Source organism: Rahnella aquatilis CIP 78.65 = ATCC 33071, assembly GCF_000241955.1.
Classification (GTDB): domain Bacteria; phylum Pseudomonadota; class Gammaproteobacteria; order Enterobacterales; family Enterobacteriaceae; genus Rahnella; species Rahnella aquatilis.
Window position 1 is genome coordinate 1220914 of the sequence record NC_016818.1, and the last position, 22779, is coordinate 1243692.

Below are 22779 nucleotides of genomic sequence, written 5' to 3' on the forward strand. Positions count from 1 at the left end.
AAAAAACGGCGCTGATGAGGCGCCGTTTTTTGTTTCTCGCTGAGCGAATTACTTCCTGATGCGGATGATTGGGGTTTCGCCCACAGTCACGCTACCAGTCAGTTTAATCAGCTCTTTGATCTCGTCCATGTTAGAGATGACAACCGGAGTCAGAGTAGACTTCGCTTTCTCTTCCAGCAGCGCCAGATCAAACTCGATAACCAAATCGCCTTTCTTAACACGTTGACCTTCTTCAGCGATGCGTTTGAAGCCTTCGCCTTTCAGTTCAACGGTGTCGATACCGAAGTGCACGAACAACTCGATGCCACTGTCGGATTCGATTGAGAAAGCATGGTTAGTTTCGAAGATTTTACCGATAGTGCCGTCAACCGGAGCAACCATTTTGTTGCCAGATGGTTTGATAGCAATACCGTCACCCACGATTTTCTCAGCGAAAACAACGTCAGGCACGTCTTCAATGTTGACAATCTCACCAGAGATTGGCGCTACAATTTCAATAGTGCCAACGTCTTTTTTATCATCAGAAACCAATGATTTCAGTTTATCGAACAAACCCATGATCTTCTCCTAAGCATTAATTTGGGCAGCTTTACCAGCATCGCGCAATTAGCAGAGTGTTTTTTCTTCAATGAACTTGTTAACCAGGTTCATCAACTCTTGCGCCGTAGGTTGGGCCAGGGCCTGGTCTGCCAGCGCTTTCACATCTTCAAAGTTTGTATTGCGAATAATTTTCTTGATGCGTGGGATAGAGATAGCACTCATGCTGAACTCATCTAACCCCATGCCCAATAGAAGAAGTGTAGCACGTTCGTCACCGGCTAGCTCGCCACACATCCCTGTCCATTTACCGGCAGCATGAGATGCGTCAATAACTTGTTTAATTAAACCAAGTACAGACGGAGACATTGGGTTGTACAGATGAGAAATCAACTCGTTACCGCGATCCACTGCCAAAGTATACTGGGTAAGATCGTTTGTACCAATACTGAAGAAATCGACTTCTTTCGCCAGGTGATGCGCAATCACAGCCGCTGCTGGCGTTTCAACCATCACACCCACTTCGATGGTTTCATCAAATGCCTGGCCTTTCTCGCGCAGTTGCGCTTTCAGCATTTCGAGTTCTGCTTTCAGTTCACGTACTTCTTCAACAGAAATAATCATTGGGAACATGATGCGCAGCTTACCGAACGCGGAAGCACGCAGAATGCCTTTCAACTGATCGTGAAGAATTTCTTTACGGTCCAGGCAGATACGGATTGCACGCCAGCCCAGGAACGGGTTCTCTTCTTTTGGCAGGTTCATGTACGGCAGGTCTTTATCACCGCCGATGTCCATGGTACGGACGATAACTGCCTGTGAGCCCATCGCTTCAGCAACGGCTTTATACGCCTGGAATTGCTCTTCTTCGGTAGGCAGGCTGTCACGGTCCATGAACAGGAATTCTGTACGATACAGGCCGACACCTTCGGCGCCATTGCGCTCTGCACCGGCGACGTCGCGCACGGTACCGATGTTGGCACAGACTTCGACCTGATGACCATCCAGCGTGATCGCCGGCAAGTCTTTCAGTTTAGTCAGTTCGTCTTTTTCAGAGATGTACTGATTCTGAACCGCTTTCAGCTCGTCAATAACGTCTGCCGTCGGGTTGACATAGATTTTATTGTTAACGGCATCGAGGATCAGATAGTCATCATTTTTAACTTGTTTGGTCACGTCGCTGGTACCCACGATAGCAGGCAGTTCCAGTGAGCGGGCCATGATTGAGGTGTGAGAAGTACGACCACCCAAATCAGTGATGAAGCCCAGAACCTTGTTCAGGTTCAGCTGTGCAGTTTCTGACGGCGTCAGATCGGTCGCCACCAGGATAACTTCGTCCTGGATGGAGCTCAGATCAACGATGGTCATGTTCAGAATGTTGCGCAGCAGGCGTTTACCGATGTCACGCACGTCAGCCGCACGTTCTTTCAGGTATTCGTCATCAAGCTCTTCCAGGGCTTTTGCCTGGCCTTCAATGACAGAAAAAGCCGCAGCGTCAGCAGAAGCGTGCTCATCTTTGATGAGGGCTATGATTTCCTGTTCAAGCTCTTCGTCTTCCAACAACATGATGTGGCCTTCGAAGATGGCTTCTTTCTCTTCACCGAAGGTCTCACCGGCTTTGGTCTTGATCACTTCCAGCTGAGCCGACGCTTTCGCACGGCCCGTCAGGAAACGTTCAACTTCCTGATCAACCTGATCAGGAGAGATTTTTTTCCGGTTGATGACAATTTCATCTTCTTTCAACAGAAGTGCTTTGCCGAAAGCGATACCGGGAGATACTAAAATGCCTGAAATCATAACCCTACCTTTCTCTTGACTGGTTTAAACTATATAAGAGCGGCTGTTGTTACTCGAGCTCTGCCATCAGTTTTACCAAGTGTTCAACGGCTTTCTGCTCGTCTTCACCTTCAGCTGAGAGGGTCACAACGGTACCTTGGGTCAGGCCCAGAGTTTGCAGTTTGAAAAGGCTTTTAGCACTGGCGCTTTTACCGTTTGAAGTCACGGTGATGTCAGAAGCGAAACCTTTAGCTTCTTTCACGAACTGTGCAGCAGGGCGAGTGTGCAGACCATTAGGAGCGGTAATAGTAACTTCTTGCTGGAACATTGTTGTTTCCCCAACTTATTAAAGTAATGTTGTGGAGCTAAAGTTTAGCTTATGGCCTTCACTTTAGCCTGTAGAGATTAGCGCCTGACTATGGTTCAGGGGCAGGTTCAGATGCAACAGAAAAGAGAAAATAACGCACTCAGCGATAAAACTCTTTGCCCTGGATCCAGGCTTTTTCTGTTATTCCTCCATTATGCCGTCTTTTCCCCTCCTGTAACAAATCAGTAAATCGATTCAGCGGGGAAGGCGTGTGGAAGCGATTAATTTCGAGCATCGAAATAATTGTCCGGTTAAATACTAAACCTGGCGGGTAAAATCAATGACGAAGTGGTGTAAAGTTTGACGCAGGCCACAAAAAAGCACCCCTTGAGGTGCTTTTTTACCCGCTTTTCAGGATGTGGCATTATTGTTGCAATTCTTTCTCGGTGAATAAATCAGCAAACAATGCGGTACTCAGATAGCGCTCACCGGAAGACGGCAGAATAACCACGATAGTCTTATCTGCAAACTCCGGTTCTTGCGATAATTTCACCGCAGCTTCAACCGCTGCACCGGAAGAAATCCCGGCCAGAATGCCTTCTTCTTCCATCAGTCGGCGTGCCATCTGAATGGATTCGTCGTTAGTGATCAGCGTGACACGATCCAGCAATTCCAGATCCAGGTTACCCGGAATAAAGCCTGCGCCGATACCCTGAATTTTATGCGGGCCCGGCTTCACTTCTTCGCCGTTCAGTGTCTGGGTGATAACAGGGGAATCTGTTGGCTCAACGGCCACCAGTTTCACGCTGCTTTTTTTACTTTTCAGGTAACGGCCCGTCCCGGTGATAGTTCCGCCGGTGCCCACGCCTGCAATCAGCACATCCACTGCGCCATCGGTATCTTCCCAGATTTCCGGGCCGGTGGTTTGCTCGTGGATAGCCGGGTTGGCCGGGTTGCTGAATTGCTGAAGAATAAGATAACGCTGCGGATCGCTGGCCTGAATTTCTTCGGCTTTGGCAATCGCACCTTTCATGCCTTTGGCGCCTTCGGTCAGCACCAGATTGGCGCCGAGCGCTTTGAGCAGTTTACGGCGTTCAACGCTCATGGTTTCCGGCATGGTCAGGGTCAGTTTGTAACCGCGTGCAGCAGCCACATAGGCGAGTGCGATACCGGTGTTACCGCTGGTGGGTTCAACCAGTTCGATATCTTTGGTCAGAATGCCTTTCTTTTCAGCATCCCAGATCATGTTTGCACCGATACGGCATTTCACGCTGAAGCTCGGGTTACGTGACTCGACCTTAGCCAGAATACGACCATTACCGATACGGTTCAGGCGAACCAGTGGCGTATGGCCAATTGTTAATGAATTGTCTTCATAGATCTTGCTCATAACCCGTCCTTTAACTGTATGAAATATTCACGGTGTGAAGCTTTCAACACTATGAAATTAGTGGGAATCAGGAAAGCATACGCGAACCGCTTTCCCAGTGAAGTAAGGTTTTGGTATTTGGTATATCGATACGTTATTAAGAAATAAGTTTGGGGAAGAAAAGTCAAGCATAGCAGGCAGCCGCCTGCAGGCGGCTGTGAGGAAAAAGCATTATTTCCGGGTGGCATTCACGTCGATACTATTTTTATAAACATCGCTTTTGACGTAAACATCGCGGTAACGGTCGCACCACATGGCTGTTGCGCCACACACGGCAACCGGCAGGATCACCAGATTCAGCACCGGGATCATCGTAAACAGGCTGACCAGCGAACCAAACTGCATGTTGTCAATTTTATGACTGCCGAGCGAGCGACGCATATCCGCAAAACTGACTTTGTGATTATCGAACGGATAATCGCAATACTGAATGACGACCATCCAGGCGCTGAAAAAAAACCACAGCACCGGCGCGACAGTCTGGCCAATCACCGGAATAAAATACAGCGCGAACAGCAGCAGGGCGCGCGGCAGGTAATACGCCAGTTTCTGCCATTCACGTTTCATGATGCGCGGCAAATCTTTCATGATGTCCCAGATGCCGGTATCAGGCAGCGGTTTACCTGTGAGGCGCGCTTCGAGTTGTTCGGCGAGCAAGCCGCTGAATGGCGCGGCTATCCAGTTGGCAATAGTGCTGAAGAAATAGCTGAACACCAGCACCACGGAAAGTGCTGCCACCGGCCAGATCAGATAATCCAGCCAGCTGAGCCACGACGGCACCTTGCTCATCATTGCCGGGATCCATTCACCCAGTTGGGTGAACAGCCACCAGAATGCGCCGCCCATCAACAACACGTTAACGGCCAGCGGTAAAATCACAAAACGTCGTATCCCCGGTAAGGAAATGAGCGTCCAGCCCTGTTTGAAATAATGCACGCCGTTTTGTTGTCTGGCGCTTTGCGATGAGGTCATAAACGAAATTTTCTCTCTGAGTTGAATGACATGGGCTATCATATCGGTATGATTTTCCACTGGCTAGCGGTGGATTGGCTGAAAAAACAGCAAAAAAAGGTGCAACTGCCCTATTTATTAGCAGAAAGTAGAGTCGAGACTTGCACTTATCTACGTGGGCAAATAGAGTTAATCATGTGAATGTTTGCCGTGGTGGCAATGTATTAGAACAACAGAGATAGCAATGATGCAGGATTTGCGTCTGATATTAATCGTTGTTGGCGCGATCGCCATAATAGCGTTGTTGTTACACGGTTTGTGGACCAGCCGTAAAGAACGCTCTTCGCTTTTCCGCGATCGTCCAGCTAAACGTGTGAAAAAAGAACGGGAACAATCTCCGTCCGAAGATTTTGTCGATGGAGTGGGGGAAGTGCGCGTGCGTCCTGCCTATCCTCAGGATGAACCGACTTTTGGTCAGTATGATGAGCCTGAACAGACTGCACCGCCACGTCAGCCGCAGGTTTCCCCTGCGCAGCCAGCGCCAGCACCTGTTGCTCGTCCTCAACAACCGGTTCAGCCACAGCAACATGCTGTGCAAGATGATCCGTTGCTGAGTGGTTATTCAGCCGCTGAACCTGTCACTGCACCGCGTCGCGAACCTGTCGCTGATTTTGCACCTCAGGAATACACGCCTGAAGCTAAACCGCACGCACCGGTTCCGCCGCAGGAAATTCATGCTGACGCGGCGCCTGCTGCCAAAGCAGAACCTCAGGCTGCGCCTTTTGCTCCGGCAGAAGAAGCACCGGCTGAGAAAGCGAAACTGAAAGAAACGGTTCTGGTACTGCACGTTGCCGCGCATCAGGGTGGTGTCATCGGTGGTGAAGTATTGCTCAACAGCGTGCTTCAGGCCGGTTTCCAGTTTGGTGCCATGAATATTTTCCATCGTCATGTCAGCCCTGCGGGCAGCGGTCCGGTGTTGTTCAGTCTGGCCAATATGGTTAAACCGGGTTCCTTTGACCCTGACAATATGTCTGACTTCTCCACGCCAGGCGTGACGTTGTTTATGATGGTGCCGTGCTACGGTGATGCGCATCAGAACTTCAAACTGTTGCTGCAGTCCGCCCAGCGTATTGCCGATGATGTCGGTGCGATGGTGCTTGACGATGAGCGTCGTATGATTACGCCGCAGAAGCTCGAAACGTACAAAGCGCGGATCCGCGAGGTCCTCGAGGCGATCGCCTGAGTCAGGCGTTCGTGAAACACCCATTCCCCTAACCCCCGCTTGCCGGGGGTTTTTTATCTCCACGGTGAGTCATGGCCACTATCGAAGAACAGATCAATCAATTACGCACCCAGTTGCGCCATCACGAATATCAGTATCACGTCCTGGATGCACCGGAAGTGCCTGATGCCGAGTATGACCGCTTAATGCGCGAATTACGCGAGCTGGAAACCACGCATCCTGAGCTGGTCACTGCGGATTCTCCGACGCAGCGCGTGGGGGCTGCACCGCTTTCTGCATTTGAACAGGTCAGGCATCGGGTACCGATGTTATCGCTGGACAACGTATTTGATGAAGAAAGCTATCTGGCATTTTATAAACGTGTGCAGGATCGTCTGAAAACGGCTGAGCCGCTGACGTTCTGCTGCGAGCTGAAACTTGATGGTCTGGCAGTGAGCCTGTTGTATGAAAATGGCGAACTGGTGCAGGCCGCCACGCGTGGTGATGGCACGACCGGTGAGAACATTACGGCCAATGTACGCACAATTCGTGCCATCCCTTTGCGTCTGCATGGCGACAATATTCCTGCGCGCCTTGAAGTGCGTGGCGAAGTGTTTATGCCACAGCCGGGCTTTGAAGCGATGAACGCTGAAGCGCGCCGTACCGGGGGCAAAGTGTTTGCTAACCCGCGTAATGCCGCCGCCGGTTCATTGCGTCAGCTTGACCCGCGTATCACCGCCAGACGTCCGCTGACCTTCTTCTGCTACGGCGTCGGATTACTGGAAGGCGGCGAATTGCCACGCAGTCACCTTGGGCGTTTGCAACAATTTAAAGCCTGGGGTTTACCGGTTAGCGATCGCGTGCGACTTTGTACCGGCAGCGAGGAAGTACTGGCATTTTACCGTCAGGTTGAAGCGGACCGATCGTCGCTGGGGTTTGATATTGACGGCGTGGTGGTGAAAATTGATTCGCTGGACATTCAGGAAACGCTGGGCTTTGTCGCCCGTGCACCGCGTTGGGCGACGGCGTTTAAATTCCCGGCGCAAGAGCAAATCACGCGGGTGAAAGATGTCGAGTTCCAGGTCGGACGCACCGGTGCGATCACGCCGGTCGCACGTCTGGAGCCGGTTCTGGTCGCGGGTGTGATGGTCAGCAACGCTACGCTGCATAATGCTGATGAAATCGAACGTCTTGGCCTGCGTATCGGCGACACCGTGATTGTCCGTCGTGCCGGTGATGTTATCCCGCAGGTGGTGGGCGTGGTACTGGATGAACGTCCGCAGGATGCCCGTGAAGTGGTTTTCCCGACGCATTGTCCGGTCTGCCACTCAGATGTCGAACGTGTCGAAGGTGAAGCTGTGGCGCGTTGTACGGCAGGTCTTATTTGCGGTGCGCAGCGCAAAGAAGCGCTGAAGCATTTCGTCTCCCGCCGGGCGCTGGACGTCGACGGCATGGGCGATAAAATTATCGATCAACTTGTCGAGAAAGAATATGTCAAAACGCCAGCGGATCTGTTCCGCCTGACGGCGGGCAAACTCACCGGTCTGGATCGCATGGGACCGAAATCGGCGCAGAATGTGGTCAGTGCGCTGGAAAAAGCCAAAGAAACCACGCTGGCGCGATTCCTGTACGCTTTAGGTATTCGTGAAGTGGGCGAAGCGACGGCGGCAAATCTCGCGGCGCATTACGGCTCAGTTGAGGCACTCAAAGCGGCGGATATTGAATCGCTGAAAAGCGTGCAGGATGTCGGTGATGTGGTGGCGAAACACGTAGTGAATTTCCTGTCGGAAGAACATAACCAGCAGGTCATTGACGAGCTGTTAAGCCCTGAAATCAATATTCACTGGCCACAAGTGCAGGTCATTGTGCCGGAGGAAATCGACAGTCCGTTTGCCGGTAAAACCGTGGTACTGACCGGATCGCTGACGATCCTGTCCCGCGACGAAGCCAAAGATCGTCTGACGGCGCTGGGCGCGAAAGTCTCCGGCAGCGTGTCGAAGAAAACCGATCTGGTGATTGCCGGTGAAGCGGCGGGTTCAAAGCTGGCGAAAGCCCAGGAGCTGGGCATTGAGGTGATCGACGAGGCGGAAATGATCCGTCTGCTGGGTGAATAAACATGGAAAAAGAAGATCTGATCCAGATAGCCAATACGGTCATGCCGTTCGGTAAGTATGCCGGACGTGTGCTGATCGACCTGCCGGAAGAATATTTACTGTGGTTCGCCCGTAAAGACGAATTCCCGCAGGGGAAACTGGGTGAACTGATGCAACTGACGCTGGCGATCAAAAGCGAAGGGCTGCAAAGCCTGATCAATCCGCTGCGTCGCAACGGGCCGGGGCTGGGCGGCACTGACGAATAACGGGGATCATCCATCCTGAAAAGGCGCTGATATCAGCGCCTTTTTTCTGCCTGTTATTCGCCTGCGCTATTCAGTGACAGGCGTTTGTTTGAGCGCCGCTTCCTGCTGCTTTTTCTGGTAACGTTTCGCCAGCACCGCACAGGTCATCAGCTGCACCTGATGGAAAATCATCAGCGGCAGCACCATCATGCCAATCGCGCTGACCGGGAACAGAATGTTCGCCATCGGGATGCCGTTCGCCAGACTCTTTTTTGAACCGCAGAATACGATAGTGATTTCGTCCGGTTTACTGAAGCCCATCCAGCGCGCCATGTAGGTATTGATCACCAGAATAAAGGCCAGCAGCACCAGACTGAACACCAGGATAAATAACAGCGAACCGATACCGACCTGATGCCAGATCCCCTGTGTCACGGCTTCACTGAACGCGGAATAGACTACCAGCAAAATCGACGTCTGGTCGGTTTTGCCGATCATTTTACGGTGACGTTCGACAAAGCCGCCAATCAGCGGACGGAGTAAATGCCCGGCGACAAACGGCACCAGCAGTTGCAACACAATATGCCAGACCTGTTCCAAACCATTCCCCGTTTCGCCCTGCACGTGCATCAGCAAACTGACCAGCAACGGCGAAACAAAAATCCCCAGCAGGCTTGAGGCGGAAGCGCTGCACACTGCTGCCGCCACATTCCCGCCTGCCAGTGAGGTAAACGCAATCGCCGACTGTACGGTCGCAGGCAAAATACACAGATATACAAAGCCGCTATAAATTTGCGGGCTGACGTCCACCGGATGCCACCACTGGAACAGCAGTCCGAGGATCGGGAATAAAATGAAAGTGCTGAACATCACCCACAAATGCAGACGCCAGTTATTGCTGCCCTGAAAAATAGCGTCGCGCGAGAGTTTTGCGCCATGCATGAAAAACAGCAGGCCGATGGCGAAAATGGTCAGATTATTGAAGAACGCCACAAATACGCCGCTGGCCGGGAAAAATGTTGCCAGCAGAACCGTGGCGATGAGTGTCAGGGTGAAGCGATCGGGTAAGAAGCGCATAGCAGGTCTCGGATTGTTGTCTCTGAATGCGGGTATTCTGTGCCTTTGCGATACAATTAAAAAATTGATTTATTTAATCCATTGATGCAGAAAATTCATGAATTATTCACTCAGACAACTTCGGGTATTTGTGGCGGTTTCACGCTATGGCAGCTTCAGCCGGGCAGGGGAAGCGATAGGGTTAAGCCAGTCGGCAGTCAGCCATAGTATGAAAGAACTGGAAGCTGAAATGGGTGTGCGGTTGCTGGACCGCACAACGCGTGAAGTCGTGCTCACCGACGCCGGTCTGCGTCTGGCGAATCGTGTCGAGCCGTTGCTCGATGAACTCCACGCCATGCTGCTCGACACCCGCAGTTTCGGTACGCAGCATAATGGCCGGGTGCGCATTGCTTCAAGTCAGACGATTTCGGCGCAACTGATGCCGCAATGTATCTCCGGCGGCGAGCGGCAGTATCCTGACATTCGTATTTTGCTGCGCGACCAGCCTCAGCAACTGGTGCTCAACAGTGTGAGAAATGCGGAAGTGGATTTCGGGATTGTGATTGATCCGGGTGAAAACACCGATCTGGACTGTGAACCCATTCTGCATGAGCCGTTCCTGATGATGTGCCGCGAGGATCATCCTCTGGCTGCGTTGCCGGAGGTTGCCTGGCAGGCGCTGAACGGTCAGAAACTGGTGCTGCAGGATTATGCATCAGGAAGCCGGATCCTGATCGACGGCGCATTGAAAGCGCAGAAAGTGAAAGCGGAGATCGCCCAGGAAATCGGCCATCCGGCCACATTATTCCCGATGGTGGAAGCCGGAATTGGTATCAGCGTGATCCCGGCGCTGGCGTTGCCCATGCCGGAAGGGAGCCGGCTGGTGGTCAGAAACCTGGTGCCGGAAATCAACCGGGTGCTGATGCTGGTCAGGCGTAAAAACCGGTCGTTATCACCCGCTGCGCAGGCCATCTGGCAGGTGGTGAAAGAACAGGCGAATTTATTGCGGGAAAAACGCAGCCAGCAGGGAATGTACGGACTCTGATACCTTGCTGGCTGTTTCAGGCTTTTACTGCAGTTATACGTAGATATCGACAGCGTTGGTTTCTGAAGGTTTATTCACGCCTTCGTCTTTCTGCATTTCAGCGGCAGCTTGTTGTTGCTGCTGTTGCTGAAGCGCTTTCTGAGCCTGCTGTTGTTGAATCTGAGCGATCTGCTGTTGCAGCAGTTCGATTTGCTGCTGCAGGAGTTCTTGCTGTTGCTTAACCTGGTCAGTATCGCCGCCTGAATTGCCCAGATTTTTGAGCTGTTCGGTCAGTTTGGTGATCTGCTTAGTCAGCTTTGCAATCTGGCTGGCACTGCCTGAGTCACTGGTGGACGCAGAGCTCACCGAACTGCTGGTCGCGCTGATAGTCGTCATAAAAAGCCCCATTGAGTAAGAATCAAATTTTGCACATAAGCGTGCGTAACAGATATCGGCAGTAATCAGCGTGGCTTTACCGGCTTTTCATATTCCTTACAGTATTTATGGTTTTTATTCGGTTCACGCTTTCACGCTGAGCTTCGGCCACCGGCTCAGCCAGCCTTTGCTGCGGACCCGTTCGGCAAAAACGGCAGGGATCGCATGGCGCGGATTTGGCGTAATACTGAAAGCGAACAACGCATCCAGTCCCAGCGGCGCGTTCAGCTCGATTTGCCCGTCAGTATTCATTCTTGCGCCGATAGCGGTTTCCACTTCCACCCAGTAGCTCATTGCTTCCGCGCTGGAGGCATAAGGCATGTGACCGTGGCGCTCATGCATGCGGGCCTGATTTTTTACCGACCAGGGAAGCTCAGGCGATTGCGCTTTCAGGCGCTGTTCATAGCGCTCGTCAGTCTCCACCGAACAATCCTGTGAATTGAAATACACCACGTCGATATCATTGAGCGGTGTGGCTTGCGTATAACCGTGCAGCCGGTCCCAGACCAGATTGCGGACAAATCCCGCCGCCAGCCACGCATCGTTAAGATTTTGCGTGCTTGCCTGCGTCAGTGCCTGCAAATGAAGCGGTTCTTCTCTGAGCCAGGTCATGATTTGCTGTTCCATTGTTGCCACGCGTTGCTCTCCTTTTTCAGACGTCAACGTCCTGAGAAGCCAAAGTGTAGCGTCATTTTGTGATGCTTTTCCAACGCACCATTTCGGAGATGCGGCTTCCGGCAGCGCGCTAAAATGTCGCAATCCTCCGCTGTATACGGCTACAGGCCGCGCCTGCTATGGGTTTCTTATGTGGTACAGCCTTTGCAATATCAAACTTTGCAACACAAATAATGGGCAAGGCTGACGCATTTTCTCTTCTTACAAAATTGAATTATCACCGGGCAGGGGATCATTTATGCAAACCACGAAAGTTGCACCCGTTTTAAAACGCACACTGGGGAGCTTTAAACTCTGGGGCATCGCCGTCGGGCTGGTTATCTCCGGCGAATATTTTGGCTGGAGTTACGGCTGGGCACAGGCAGGTACACTGGGCTTTCTTATCACCGCACTGGTGATAGCGGCCATGTATTGCGCCTTTATTTTCAGCTTTACCGAACTTACCACGTCAATTCCGCACGCGGGCGGACCTTTCGCTTACGCTTACCGGGCGTTCGGGCCAACCGGTGGATTTGTGGCGGGTTTCGCGACGCTGGTGGAATTTGTTTTTGCGCCGCCCGCTATCGCGATGGCGATCGGGGCGTATCTCAATGTGCAGTTCCCGTCGATTGAGCCGAAATGGGTGGCTGTGGGCGCGTATCTGATATTTATGGTGCTCAATATTCTCGGTGTCAGTATCGCCGCTACCTTTGAGCTGCTGGTCACGTTGCTGGCAATTTTTGAATTGCTGGTCTTTATGGGCGTGGTGGCGCCGGGCTTTGAAATGTCGAACTTTGTTCACGGCGGATGGGCAGGCAGCGACACCTTCAGCCCGGCGGCGTTTTCCGGCATTTTTGCGGCCATTCCTTTTGCTATCTGGTTTTTCCTGGCGATAGAAGGCGCATCAATGGCCGCCGAAGAGGCGAAAGATCCGCAGCGTACCATTCCGAAAGCCTTTATCGGCGGTATTCTGACCCTGACCGTTCTGGCGCTTGGCGTGATGTTGTTTGCCGGTGGTGTGGGCGACTGGACCAAACTGTCGAACATTAACGACCCGTTACCGCAGGCCATGAAACTGATTGTCGGCAGCAACAGTGGCTGGCTGCATATGCTGGTCTGGCTGGGATTGTTTGGCCTGATTGCCTCTTTCCACGGCATTATCATGGGGTATTCCCGTCAGATCTTCGCGCTGGCACGGGCAGGTTATTTGCCTAAACGCCTGGCGAGCGTCAACGCCCGTTTCCAGACACCGCATCTCGGTATTATCGCGGGAGGCGTTATTGGCATCGCGGCTATTTTCTCAGATTCACTGATCGTGATTGGCGGTCAGCCACTGACGGCCAATATCGTGACAATGTCGGTGTTTGGCGCCATTGTGATGTATATCATTTCGATGGCTGCGCTGTTTAAACTCCGCCGCAGCGAACCGAATTTAATCCGTCCGTTCCGTGCGCCGCTCTATCCTTTTGCACCGGCTTTGGCGCTGGTGCTGGCAGTCGTCTGTCTGATCGCTATGATTTACTACAACACCTTACTGTTTCTGATCTTTGCGGCCATGATGTTGCTGGCGTATGCCTGGTTCCGCATCACCCATCAGGCGCGGACGGATGCCGCCGAAGATCCGCAATTACGTGGCCTGCGCCCGGTGTCCGCTAAAAGCAGCAAATAATCCGCTGTGCTAAGGAGTGTTATGTTTCTGACGACATTACGTCACCGAAGCTATCAGTTTAAGGATTTACGCGAACTGATGGCAAAGGCGTCGCCCGCACGGTCGGGCGACTATCTCGCTGAAGTGGCTGCCGCCAGCGCTGAAGAGCGGATGGCGGCGAAAATGGCGCTGGCTGAGGTGCCGCTCAAAACCTTCCTGCAACAATTACTGGTGCCGTATGAGGATGATGAAGTTACGCGGCTGATTGTCGATACCCATGATGTCGCGGCGTTTGCCGCGATTTCGCATCTCACCGTCGGGGATTTCCGCGACTGGTTATTGAGTGAAAAAACCGACAGCGCTGTGCTGGCAAAAGTCGCCCGCGGGATCACGCCGGAAATGGCAGCTGCCGTGAGCAAACTGATGCGTAATCAGGATCTGATCCTGGTGGCTAAAAAATGCCGGGTGATCACCCGGTTCCGCAATACCATCGGGCTGCCGGGGCACATGAGCGTGCGCCTGCAACCGAACCATCCGACCGATAATTTACAGGGCATTGCTGCCAGTATGCTCGATGGCTTGTTGTATGGCTCCGGTGACGCGGTAATCGGTATTAATCCCGCCAGTGACAGCTTACCGCTGCTGGAAAATCTCAATTACATGCTCGATGACATCATTACGCGCTTTGAAATTCCCACGCAGTCCTGTGTGCTGACGCATGTCACCAACACCATCAAACTGGTGGAGCGTGGTGCGCCGGTTGACCTGGTGTTTCAGTCGATAGCGGGTACCGAAGCGGCGAACAGCGGGTTTGGTATCAATCTGGCGCTGCTGGCGGAAGCGCAACAGGCGGCGCTCAGTCTCAAACGTGGCACGCTCGGCGACAACGTGATGTATTTCGAAACCGGGCAGGGAAGTTGTTTATCCGCCAATGCGCATTTTGGCGTAGATCAGCAAACCTGTGAAGCGCGGGCATACGCCATCGCGCGGCATTTTTCGCCGCTGCTGATCAATACCGTGGTGGGGTTTATCGGGCCGGAATACCTGTATGACGGCAAACAAATCATCCGTGCGGGGCTGGAAGACCATTTCTGCGGCAAACTGCTGGGCGTGCCGCTGGGCTGCGATGTGTGTTACACCAACCATGCCGAAGCGGATCAGGATGATATGGATACCTTGCTGACGCTGCTGGGCACCGCCGGGCTGACATTCCTGATTGGCGTACCGGGCGCGGATGACATCATGCTCAATTATCAGAGCACCTCTTTCCATGACGCGTTATACATCCGCGAATTACTCGGGCTGAAACATGCGCCGGAATTTGCCGTGTGGCTGGAGAAAATGAAAATTATCGATCCGCAGGGCGCGTTGCAGGATGCCCGTGCCTCGCATCCGTTACTGCGTCAGTTGCCGCAACTGAGCTGAGGTCTGTGCTGATGAATAAAGAAAAAGAGCAGGGATTATCGCCGCTGGTGCATAACAACCCCTGGGAAACACTGCGTCAGTTTACGGCCGCACGTATCGCGCTGGGACGAACAGGGTCGAGTTTACCCACGCAAGAGTTGCTGCGTTTTGGTTTAGCGCATGCGCAGGCGCGTGATGCTGTACATCAGCCATTCGACAGCCAGAAGCTCGAACCCGAGCTTTATGCGCTGGGGCTGGAAACGCTGACCGTTGCCAGTGCGGCACCGGACAGGGCGACCTATCTTTGTCGTCCTGATCTTGGCCGCAAACTGTCAGAGAACAGCCGTCAGGCATTACAGCGTCTGGCACCGGAGCCTGCCGACGTGGTATTGGTCATCGCTGACGGTTTGTCATCGAAAGCCGTGCACCGGCAGGCCGTACCGCTGATTGCCGCGCTTTTACCGTATCTGCGTACGCTGGAGCTGAAAATCGGGCCGGTGGTGCTGGCGCATCAGTCGCGGGTGGCACTGGGCGATGATATTGCGCAGGTGATGAAAGCGAAGGCGGTGGCGATTTTGATCGGCGAACGTCCGGGATTGTCCTCTCCCGACAGTTTAGGCATTTATATGACCTGGGGGCCGCATACCAAGAGGCTGGAATCAGAACGAAATTGTATCTCCAATGTGCGACCGGAAGGGCTCAATTATCCGCAGGCGGCTTTTAAACTCGCGTGGCTGCTTGAGCAGTCCTTCCATCGTCAGTTGTCGGGTGTGAATCTGAAAGATGAAAGCGATAACCCGGCGCTGCACAATAAAGTCGTGCCGATGTTTAAATTAGAATAGTGGTGAGAGAAGGGGAATTGGCTCGAACCAGCGGCTGGTTCGCCTCCATCACGGTTTTTCTTCGGACTACAGATGCGAAAAAAGCGCCTGTAAGGCGCTTCTTTCTGAATTGGTGGGCCGTGCTGGATTCGAACCAGCGACCAATTGATTAAAAGTCAACTGCTCTACCAACTGAGCTAACGGCCCGCAGAAGTGGTGGGCGATGACGGGCTCGAACCGCCGACCCCCTCCGTGTAAAGGAGATGCTCTACCAACTGAGCTAATCGCCCACTTCTGGGTACTTCCCTCTGTAAGAAGAAACGTGCTGAGAAATGGTGGGCGATGACGGGCTCGAACCGCCGACCCCCTCCGTGTAAAGGAGATGCTCTACCAACTGAGCTAATCGCCCATTTCTCAATTCTTCCTACTTATCACAACGCGGCACTCTTAAAGAGTGGTGGGCGATGACGGGCTCGAACCGCCGACCCCCTCCGTGTAAAGGAGATGCTCTACCAACTGAGCTAATCGCCCCCGTCGTGATGGAGTCGCATTATAGGGATACTTGAAATTACGTCAACGCTTTTTAAAAACAAAAATGTTCGTTCGGCTTATTTTTAGTCAACCTGACGGGTTTCTCGCCCGCGTAGTCGATTCTTTACGCATTCATGGCGTTAAACCCCCCGACAGCCCCTGGTTGTGCGTTGAGGAATCAGGGCAGAGTGGTAGAATGTCAGCCACTTTTTGTTAATTGATAGCGACGTTTTTTAGCGTTGCGTGATTAAGGTTGCACCCTGATGAAAATCAAAACCCGTTTTGCCCCAAGCCCGACCGGCTATCTGCATGTCGGTGGCGCCCGTACCGCGCTCTATTCCTGGCTCTTTGCCCGCAACCTTGGCGGTGAGTTTGTGCTGCGTATCGAAGACACCGATCTCGAACGTTCCACTCAGGCAGCTATCGACGCGATTATGGATGGCATGAACTGGCTGAATCTGGACTGGGATGAAGGCCCGTATTTCCAGACCAAACGTTTTGACCGTTATAACGCCGTGATTGATGAGATGCTGGAAAACGGCACGGCTTATAAATGCTATTGCTCTAAAGAACGTCTGGAAGCGTTGCGTGAAGAACAAATGGCGAATAACGAGAAGCCTCGTTATGACGGCCATTGCCGCGACAGCCATGAACATCACGCAGCGGATGAGCCGTGCGTCGTACGTTTTCGTAACCCGCAGGAAGGTTCGGTCATTTTTGACGACCAGATCCGCGGCCCGATCGAATTCAGCAATGATGAGCTGGACGATCTGATCATCCGCCGCACCGACGGTTCCCCGACCTATAACTTCTGCGTTGTCGTGGATGACTGGGATATGGAAATCACCCACGTTATCCGTGGCGAAGACCATATCAACAACACCCCGCGTCAGATCAACATTCTGAAAGCGCTGGGTGCACCGGTACCGGTTTACGCGCATGTTTCTATGATTCTGGGCGATGACGGTAAAAAACTGTCTAAACGCCATGGCGCAGTGGGCGTGATGCAATACCGTGATGACGGTTACCTGCCTGAAGCGCTGCTGAACTATCTGGTGCGCCTGGGCTGGTCTCATGGTGATCAGGAAATTTTCAGCCGTGACGAAATGAAAGCGTTGTTCTCACTGGAAAACGTCAGCAAATCTGCCAGCGCGTTCAACACTGAAAAACTGCAATGGCTGAACCACCACTACATTAATACGATGGATCCGCATTACGTGGCGACCCATCTGTTGTGGCATGTGGAGCAGGCGGGTATCGAAACCCGTAACGGCCCGCAGTTGTTTGAAATCGTGACCCTGTTGGGTGAGCGCTGCAAAACCCTGAAAGAGATGGCCGGATCCTGCCGTTACTTCTACGAAGATTTTGCAGAGTTTGATGCGGATGCGGCGAAGAAACATTTACGTCCGGTTGCACGTCAGCCGCTGGAAGTGGTGCGCGCCAAACTGGCCGCCATCACTGACTGGACCGCTGAGAACATTCACCATGCTATTCAGGGCACGGCGGATGAACTGGAAGTGGGGATGGGTAAAGTCGGGATGCCTTTGCGCGTTGCGGTAACGGGCGCCGGTCAGTCGCCGGGTGTTGACGTCACCGTTCACGCTATCGGTCAGAGCCGCGTACTGGCGCGTATCGATATGGCATTAGCCTTCATTGCTGAGCGTGAAACACAAGCGCAGTAATCATCGCTAAAGAGCTGTAATAAAAAAGCCAGCACGGGAAACCGGCTGGCTTTTTTACTTTCCGTAAAGCGTAAGCGTGAAACGTCTTAATTAACGTTGTTCAGTCGCCGGTGTTTCAATGGTCGGGCGGTAGGCCAGGAAATACATCAGGCCAACGAAGCCTGCGCCACCGACGGCATTACCGAGGAATACGGCCACGAAGTTAGGCAGGTATTCAGACCAGCTCAGCGCACCGGCAAAGATTGCCGCAGGCACGATGAACATATTTGCCACCACGTGCTGGAAACCGATGGCCACGAACGCCATCACCGGGAACCACATGCCGATCACTTTGCCGCCGACTTCTTTACTGGCGAAGGCCAGCCAGATTGCCAGACACACCAGCCAGTTACAGCCGATACCGGAAATGAACGCGTGCATGAAATCCGCGTTGACCTTCGCGGTGGCGGTTGCCACGGTTTTGCTCAGGAAAGCCCCTTCCGTCAGCCCCAGAACGTGGCCGAAGAAATAGGCCACTGCCAGGCTGCCCAGCAGGTTAGCGACAGTGACCCAGAACCAGTTCCGTAGAACGGCATAGAGGCTTATCTGGCGCGCGAACCAGGCGATAGGTAAGGTCATCATATTACCGGTCAGCAGTTCTCCCCCTGCTAACACGGTCAGAATGATGCCTACCGGGAAGACGGCTGCGCCCAGCAAGTTACTGAATGAACCCCAGGATGCAGGTAACGTCCCTATTACATGCAGATCCAGCAGGAAACCGGTGGCGATGAATGCGCCAGCCAGAAAGCCCAAAATTAACAAATTCAACACGGTGGCGCGGCTTTTATTAACGCCCGCTGTGACGGCGATGGATGCGATTTCTTTAGGTGAATACAAGGACATGGGAGTGCTCGAATGGTGTAAGTTATGATTATTGCGCGAGCAGTCTATTCTGAGATTTATCTCAAAACAAGGCGATTATCATAGTCTGCTAACATTTCATTAATCATTCGGACATAGATGTTAAGGAAATGCGTAAGCAGATCAGAAAGCTAGGAAGAAGGCGGGCTGGCGGGTAAATTGTAAAACAAAGCGTCTGTCTGAAAATTTCCCGCAGGGCAGGGGATTTTTCCCTGTGGAATGGGGGATTTGGCGGCTTTTTCAGCGCTTGAATTGAGAAACGGATTTAGCCGTTGACAGGGGTAGCGACGTTTCATATTATGCGCCCCGTTCACCCGTTTTTACGGGTATGAATTGGGGGTATAGCTCAGCTGGGAGAGCGCTTGCATGGCATGCAAGAGGTCAGCGGTTCGATCCCGCTTATCTCCACCAACTTCCTTTCCAGAGTAAGTTGGCTGTTTCCTTCCCAGGGAAACAAAAAGTAAATATGTACGACCTCGTGTGGGGGTATAGCTCAGCTGGGAGAGCGCTTGCATGGCATGCAAGAGGTCAGCGGTTCGATCCCGCTTATCTCCACCAAATATTAAAGAAACCCGCTTCGGCGGGTTTTTTGCTTTCTGCGGTTTGTCATTGCTCTTTCCTGTTATTACAGCGCGCGAATCGCAGACATAAAAAAAGGCGCCGGAGCGCCTTTTCTTGTCGTTCTGTATTTGCTTACTACGCCAGTACCAGACCCGCGATAGAAGCAGACAACACGCTGACCAGCGTTGAACCGTACAGCAGTTTCAGGCCGAAGCGGGAAACCACGTTGCCCTGATGTTCGTTCAGGCCTTTGATAGCACCGGCAACGATACCGATCGAAGAGAAGTTCGCGAAAGACACCAGGAACACGGACAGGATGCCCACGCCACGAGGTGACAGTTCAGTGGCCACTTTCTGCAGATCCAACATCGCAACGAATTCATTGGAAACCAGTTTGGTCGCCATGATGCTGCCTACCTGCAGGGCTTCGTGACTTGGCACACCCATCATCCATGCGAATGGATAGAAGACATAACCCAGCACGCCCTGGAAAGTAATACCGAATACCACGTCGAACAACGCATTCAGGCAGGAAATCAGTGCGATGAAACCAATCAACATGGCTGCAACGATGATAGCCACTTTGAAGCCTGCCAGGATGTATTCACCCAGCATTTCAAAGAAGCTCTGACCCTGATGCGTATTACCGATTTGCAGGTCTTCTTCTGAATCAACTTTATAAGGGTTGATCAACGACAGCACGATGAAGGTACTGAACATGTTGAGCACCAGCGCAGCAACAACAAAGCGCGGTTCCAGCATGGTCATGTACGCACCCACAATCGACATAGAAACCGTCGACATCGCGGTGGCTGCCATGGTGTACATGCGTTTTTCAGACATTTTGCTCAGAATATCTTTATACGCGATAAAGTTTTCTGACTGACCCAAAATCAGGGAGCTGATGGCGTTGAAAGATTCCAGTTTTCCCATGCCATTAATTTTCGACAGAACCGTACCGATAATACGGATGACGAAAGGCAGTACACGAATGTGTTGTAAAATACCGATCAATGCAGAAATAAACACGATCGGACACAAGACTTTCAAGAAGAAGAACGCTAATCCTTTATCGCTCATGCCTCCAAATACGAAGCCGGTCCCTTCCGCAGCGAATCCTAATAATTTCTCAAACAAGTCTGAGAAGCCTTTCACAAAACCTAAACCAACAGAAGAATTCAGGAAGAAATAGGCTAACAAGACTTCGATGACCAACAGCTGAACGATGAAGCGTAAACGGATATTTTTCCGGTCACGGCTCACCAGTAAAGCGAGTGCAGCGACAACGGCCAACGCTAATACAAAGTGCAATATTCGGGACATGGGTGCTCCAAATTAGAGGCAGGCTATATTTCGACGGTCATTTTATGTAACGCGTACATTTAAAACGTGAAGTCGATTGCAAATATAGAAATTACAGGGACGAATTGCAACAAATCACGGCCCATCACACAAAAAATCAAGATGTTAATAAAACTAAGCACAATTAGCATTCCTGTGCTAGTTTTATCATCTGCCGTAATGCGTTCTGAATCTGGCCCGTTAATGTCTGTTTTAGGAAAGTATGATGCGTCTGTCTTTCTGAAGTCGGGTGAGCGAATCACCTTTGCGTTGTTACCTGCCCGCTTACCGCTGCTGCCTATCAGAGTAATCACTCAGAACATTCTAAATGCACTTGATAATCATTATCAATTGGATATGATTGATGTAAGCGTAATAATTGTAAGGGTTAACTCACTATGCTCAACAGCCGGGCCGAATCCACAGGCCGCGCGTCCAGAAAGATGAAGCTTTCACTGATGGGACCGGCCTTCATTGCCGCCATCGGTTATATCGATCCGGGCAACTTTGCGACGAACATTCAGGCCGGTGCCTCTTATGGCTATCAGTTGCTGTGGGTGGTGGTATGGGCCAACGTGATGGCGATGTTGATCCAGTTGTTGTCTGCCAAACTCGGTATCGCCACCGGCAAAAACCTGGCCGAACATATCCGCGATCGTTTCCCGCGCCCGGCCGTCTGGGCCTACTGGGTACAGGCAGAAATTATCGCCATGGCCACCGATCTGGCCGAATTTATTGGTGCCGCCATTGGCTTCAAATTGCTTCTCGGCGTATCGCTGCTACAAGGCGCGGTGCTCACCGGGATTGCCACCTTTATTATCCTCGCGCTGCAAAAACGCGGGCAAAAACCGCTGGAACTGGTGATCGCCGGTTTACTCCTTTTTGTCGCGGCGGCTTATATCGTTGAGTTGTTCTTCTCGCAGCCGAGCATGATTGCGCTGGGTAAAGGCATGCTGATCCCTGCGTTGCCGACCGCCGATTCGGTATATCTGGCCGCCGGTGTGCTCGGTGCGACCATTATGCCGCACGTCATTTATCTGCATTCCTCGCTGACTCAGCGGGGCGGCAAGGCCTCTAAAGCACAGCGCTATTCAGCCACCAAGCTGGATGTCGGTATTGCTATGACCATTGCCGGTTTCGTAAATCTGGCGATGATGGCGACGGCAGCGGCGGCATTCCATTTCAGCGGACACAGCGGGATAAGCGAGCTGGATGAAGCCTATCTGACGCTGCAACCGTTGCTGGGTCATGCCGCTGCGACTACCTTTGGTCTGAGTCTGGTGGCCGCCGGTTTATCTTCAACAGTGGTCGGTACGCTGGCCGGGCAGGTGGTGATGCAGGGGTTCGTGAAATTCTACATTCCGCTGTGGGTTCGCCGTACGGTGACTATGATGCCGTCTTTTATTGTGATCCTGATGGGATTAGATGCCACACGCATTCTGGTGATGAGCCAGGTCTTGTTGAGCTTCGGGATTGCGCTGGCGTTGCTGCCGCTGCTGGCTTTTACCGGTAACCGCAGCCTGATGGGCGATATGGTGAATACTAGAACCGTGCAGTGGGCCGGGAGGATCATCGTGCTGATCGTCGTCAGCCTTAACCTTTATCTGCTGATCGGTATGTTGAAATAACGCCTGCGCAGTGACAGGCAAACAAAAACGGGACAGTTTGCGCTGTCCCGTTTTTGTTTGTTTTATTCAGCTGATTAATGGCGGTGGTCGCCATGTCCGCCGCCCCGGTGATCATCATGACCGTGCCCCCGGTCATGTCCCCGACCCCGATCCGGCCCGCGGCCGTGATCATAATGCGCACGCCCGTGGTCGCTGTAATAATAACGCGGCGGTGGCATCGGACGACGTGGCGGATGGCGTTCGTTCCACCAGCCATGATCGCGCCAGCGATAACCATCCCAGTAATAGCCGCGCGGGCTGCGTGCACCATAGTGGTGACCCCGATAGCCGTTCCACCAGCTTGGGTTACGCCAGTCATAGCCGTCCCAGTAATAACCCCGCCTGTCGCGGTCACCGATATTGATAGAAAGGCCCGGCGTATTCAGGCTGAAACTGCTGGCCTGCACGGTGGGTACCGCCGCAGGGAGCAGGGCAAAGAACAATGTTGCGAAAAGTACCGGTTTTAACATGAGTGGCCCCAGAATCCTTATAATT

19 protein-coding genes, 6 tRNA genes and 1 pseudogene are annotated in these 22779 nt (G+C 52.5%); 11 read left to right on the forward strand and 15 right to left on the reverse strand.

Features of this window, described 5'->3' with window-relative positions:
* Positions 1–48: 48 nt before the first annotated feature.
* The 5 genes and pseudogenes from crr to cysZ all read right to left on the reverse strand — a co-directional run bounded on the left by crr (position 49) and on the right by cysZ (position 5021).
* On the reverse strand, positions 49–558 hold the full coding sequence (gene crr / locus RAHAQ2_RS05645) for a PTS glucose transporter subunit IIA (protein ID WP_013574431.1): 510 nt from the start codon (positions 556–558) through the stop codon (positions 49–51).
* Positions 537–2334: pseudogene (ptsI, locus tag RAHAQ2_RS05650) on the reverse strand (phosphoenolpyruvate-protein phosphotransferase PtsI). The gene crr and the pseudogene ptsI overlap by 22 nt, the downstream one beginning before the upstream one ends.
* Before the next feature lie 49 nt (positions 2335–2383).
* Positions 2384–2641, reverse strand: coding sequence for a phosphocarrier protein Hpr (gene ptsH, locus RAHAQ2_RS05655; protein ID WP_013574433.1), 258 nt, complete (start codon positions 2639–2641; stop codon positions 2384–2386).
* A gap of 403 nt (positions 2642–3044) precedes the next feature.
* Entirely contained in the window at positions 3045–4010 is a 966-nt protein-coding gene (cysK, locus tag RAHAQ2_RS05660) for a cysteine synthase A (protein ID WP_015696317.1), read from the reverse strand.
* Positions 4011–4220: 210 nt separating this feature from the next.
* A complete protein-coding gene (gene cysZ, locus RAHAQ2_RS05665; RefSeq protein ID WP_015696318.1) occupies positions 4221–5021 on the reverse strand; it encodes a sulfate transporter CysZ in 801 nt (266 codons plus the stop codon).
* Positions 5022–5244: 223 nt separating this feature from the next.
* Here cysZ and zipA point away from each other — a divergent pair, with 223 nt between their 5' ends.
* From zipA to RAHAQ2_RS05680, 3 genes are all read left to right on the forward strand, one after another.
* Entirely contained in the window at positions 5245–6243 is a 999-nt protein-coding gene (gene zipA / locus RAHAQ2_RS05670; RefSeq protein ID WP_015696319.1) for a cell division protein ZipA, read from the forward strand.
* Between the two features lie 71 nt (positions 6244–6314).
* Positions 6315–8336, forward strand: a complete 2022-nt coding sequence (gene ligA / locus RAHAQ2_RS05675) for an NAD-dependent DNA ligase LigA (protein ID WP_015696320.1) — start codon at positions 6315–6317, stop codon at positions 8334–8336.
* 2 nt (positions 8337–8338) lie between these two features.
* Positions 8339–8581, forward strand: coding sequence for a DUF3820 family protein (locus tag RAHAQ2_RS05680; protein ID WP_015696321.1), 243 nt, complete (start codon positions 8339–8341; stop codon positions 8579–8581).
* A gap of 66 nt (positions 8582–8647) precedes the next feature.
* Here RAHAQ2_RS05680 and RAHAQ2_RS05685 read toward each other — a convergent pair whose 3' ends face one another.
* Positions 8648–9637, reverse strand: coding sequence for a bile acid:sodium symporter family protein (locus RAHAQ2_RS05685; protein ID WP_015696322.1), 990 nt, complete (start codon positions 9635–9637; stop codon positions 8648–8650).
* Between the two features lie 97 nt (positions 9638–9734).
* Here RAHAQ2_RS05685 and RAHAQ2_RS05690 point away from each other — a divergent pair, with 97 nt between their 5' ends.
* Positions 9735–10661: a LysR family transcriptional regulator gene (locus RAHAQ2_RS05690; protein ID WP_015696323.1), complete on the forward strand. Its 927-nt coding sequence runs from the start codon at positions 9735–9737 to the stop codon at positions 10659–10661.
* Positions 10662–10694: 33 nt separating this feature from the next.
* On the opposite strand, the gene RAHAQ2_RS05695 is transcribed toward RAHAQ2_RS05690, so the two are convergent.
* Positions 10695–11036 (reverse strand): FlxA-like family protein, encoded by a 342-nt coding sequence (locus RAHAQ2_RS05695; protein ID WP_037038475.1) that lies wholly within the window; start codon positions 11034–11036, stop codon positions 10695–10697.
* 123 nt (positions 11037–11159) lie between these two features.
* Positions 11160–11702, reverse strand: a complete 543-nt coding sequence (locus RAHAQ2_RS05700; RefSeq protein ID WP_037038477.1) for a nucleotidyltransferase family protein — start codon at positions 11700–11702, stop codon at positions 11160–11162.
* 286 nt (positions 11703–11988) lie between these two features.
* Here RAHAQ2_RS05700 and eat point away from each other — a divergent pair, with 286 nt between their 5' ends.
* From eat to eutC, 3 genes are read left to right on the forward strand one after another with little or no spacing between them, the layout of a single operon-like run.
* Entirely contained in the window at positions 11989–13398 is a 1410-nt protein-coding gene (gene eat / locus RAHAQ2_RS05705; protein ID WP_015696326.1) for an ethanolamine permease, read from the forward strand.
* A gap of 21 nt (positions 13399–13419) precedes the next feature.
* Positions 13420–14802, forward strand: coding sequence for an ethanolamine ammonia-lyase subunit EutB (locus tag RAHAQ2_RS05710; protein WP_015696327.1), 1383 nt, complete (start codon positions 13420–13422; stop codon positions 14800–14802).
* 11 nt (positions 14803–14813) lie between these two features.
* Positions 14814–15623 (forward strand): ethanolamine ammonia-lyase subunit EutC, encoded by an 810-nt coding sequence (gene eutC, locus RAHAQ2_RS05715; RefSeq protein WP_015696328.1) that lies wholly within the window; start codon positions 14814–14816, stop codon positions 15621–15623.
* Between the two features lie 110 nt (positions 15624–15733).
* On the opposite strand, the gene RAHAQ2_RS05720 is transcribed toward eutC, so the two are convergent.
* The 4 genes from RAHAQ2_RS05720 to RAHAQ2_RS05735 form a co-directional block, all read right to left on the reverse strand.
* Positions 15734–15809: transfer RNA gene (locus RAHAQ2_RS05720), tRNA-Lys, on the reverse strand.
* Between the two features lie 7 nt (positions 15810–15816).
* Positions 15817–15892, reverse strand: a tRNA-Val gene (locus tag RAHAQ2_RS05725).
* 43 nt (positions 15893–15935) lie between these two features.
* A tRNA-Val gene (locus RAHAQ2_RS05730) sits at positions 15936–16011 on the reverse strand.
* 46 nt (positions 16012–16057) lie between these two features.
* Positions 16058–16133: transfer RNA gene (locus tag RAHAQ2_RS05735), tRNA-Val, on the reverse strand.
* Positions 16134–16396: 263 nt separating this feature from the next.
* Between RAHAQ2_RS05735 and gltX the strand changes: the two genes are divergently transcribed.
* A complete protein-coding gene (gltX, locus tag RAHAQ2_RS05740; protein ID WP_015696329.1) occupies positions 16397–17815 on the forward strand; it encodes a glutamate--tRNA ligase in 1419 nt (472 codons plus the stop codon).
* Positions 17816–17905: 90 nt separating this feature from the next.
* Here gltX and RAHAQ2_RS05745 read toward each other — a convergent pair whose 3' ends face one another.
* A complete protein-coding gene (locus RAHAQ2_RS05745; RefSeq protein WP_015696330.1) occupies positions 17906–18697 on the reverse strand; it encodes a formate/nitrite transporter family protein in 792 nt (263 codons plus the stop codon).
* A gap of 353 nt (positions 18698–19050) precedes the next feature.
* Here RAHAQ2_RS05745 and RAHAQ2_RS05750 point away from each other — a divergent pair.
* Positions 19051–19126: transfer RNA gene (locus RAHAQ2_RS05750), tRNA-Ala, on the forward strand.
* 71 nt (positions 19127–19197) lie between these two features.
* Positions 19198–19273, forward strand: a tRNA-Ala gene (locus RAHAQ2_RS05755).
* Positions 19274–19411: 138 nt separating this feature from the next.
* On the opposite strand, the gene RAHAQ2_RS05760 is transcribed toward RAHAQ2_RS05755, so the two are convergent.
* Positions 19412–20599, reverse strand: a complete 1188-nt coding sequence (locus RAHAQ2_RS05760; RefSeq protein WP_013574449.1) for a NupC/NupG family nucleoside CNT transporter — start codon at positions 20597–20599, stop codon at positions 19412–19414.
* A 416-nt stretch (positions 20600–21015) separates the two neighbouring features.
* Between RAHAQ2_RS05760 and RAHAQ2_RS05765 the strand changes: the two genes are divergently transcribed.
* Positions 21016–22245, forward strand: coding sequence for an Nramp family divalent metal transporter (locus tag RAHAQ2_RS05765; protein ID WP_015696332.1), 1230 nt, complete (start codon positions 21016–21018; stop codon positions 22243–22245).
* Positions 22246–22319: 74 nt separating this feature from the next.
* On the opposite strand, the gene RAHAQ2_RS05770 is transcribed toward RAHAQ2_RS05765, so the two are convergent.
* Positions 22320–22754 carry a DUF2502 domain-containing protein gene (locus RAHAQ2_RS05770; RefSeq protein WP_037038488.1) on the reverse strand — a complete coding sequence of 145 codons (435 nt, stop codon included), beginning with the start codon at positions 22752–22754 and terminating at the stop codon, positions 22320–22322.
* Positions 22755–22779 lie beyond the last annotated feature (25 nt).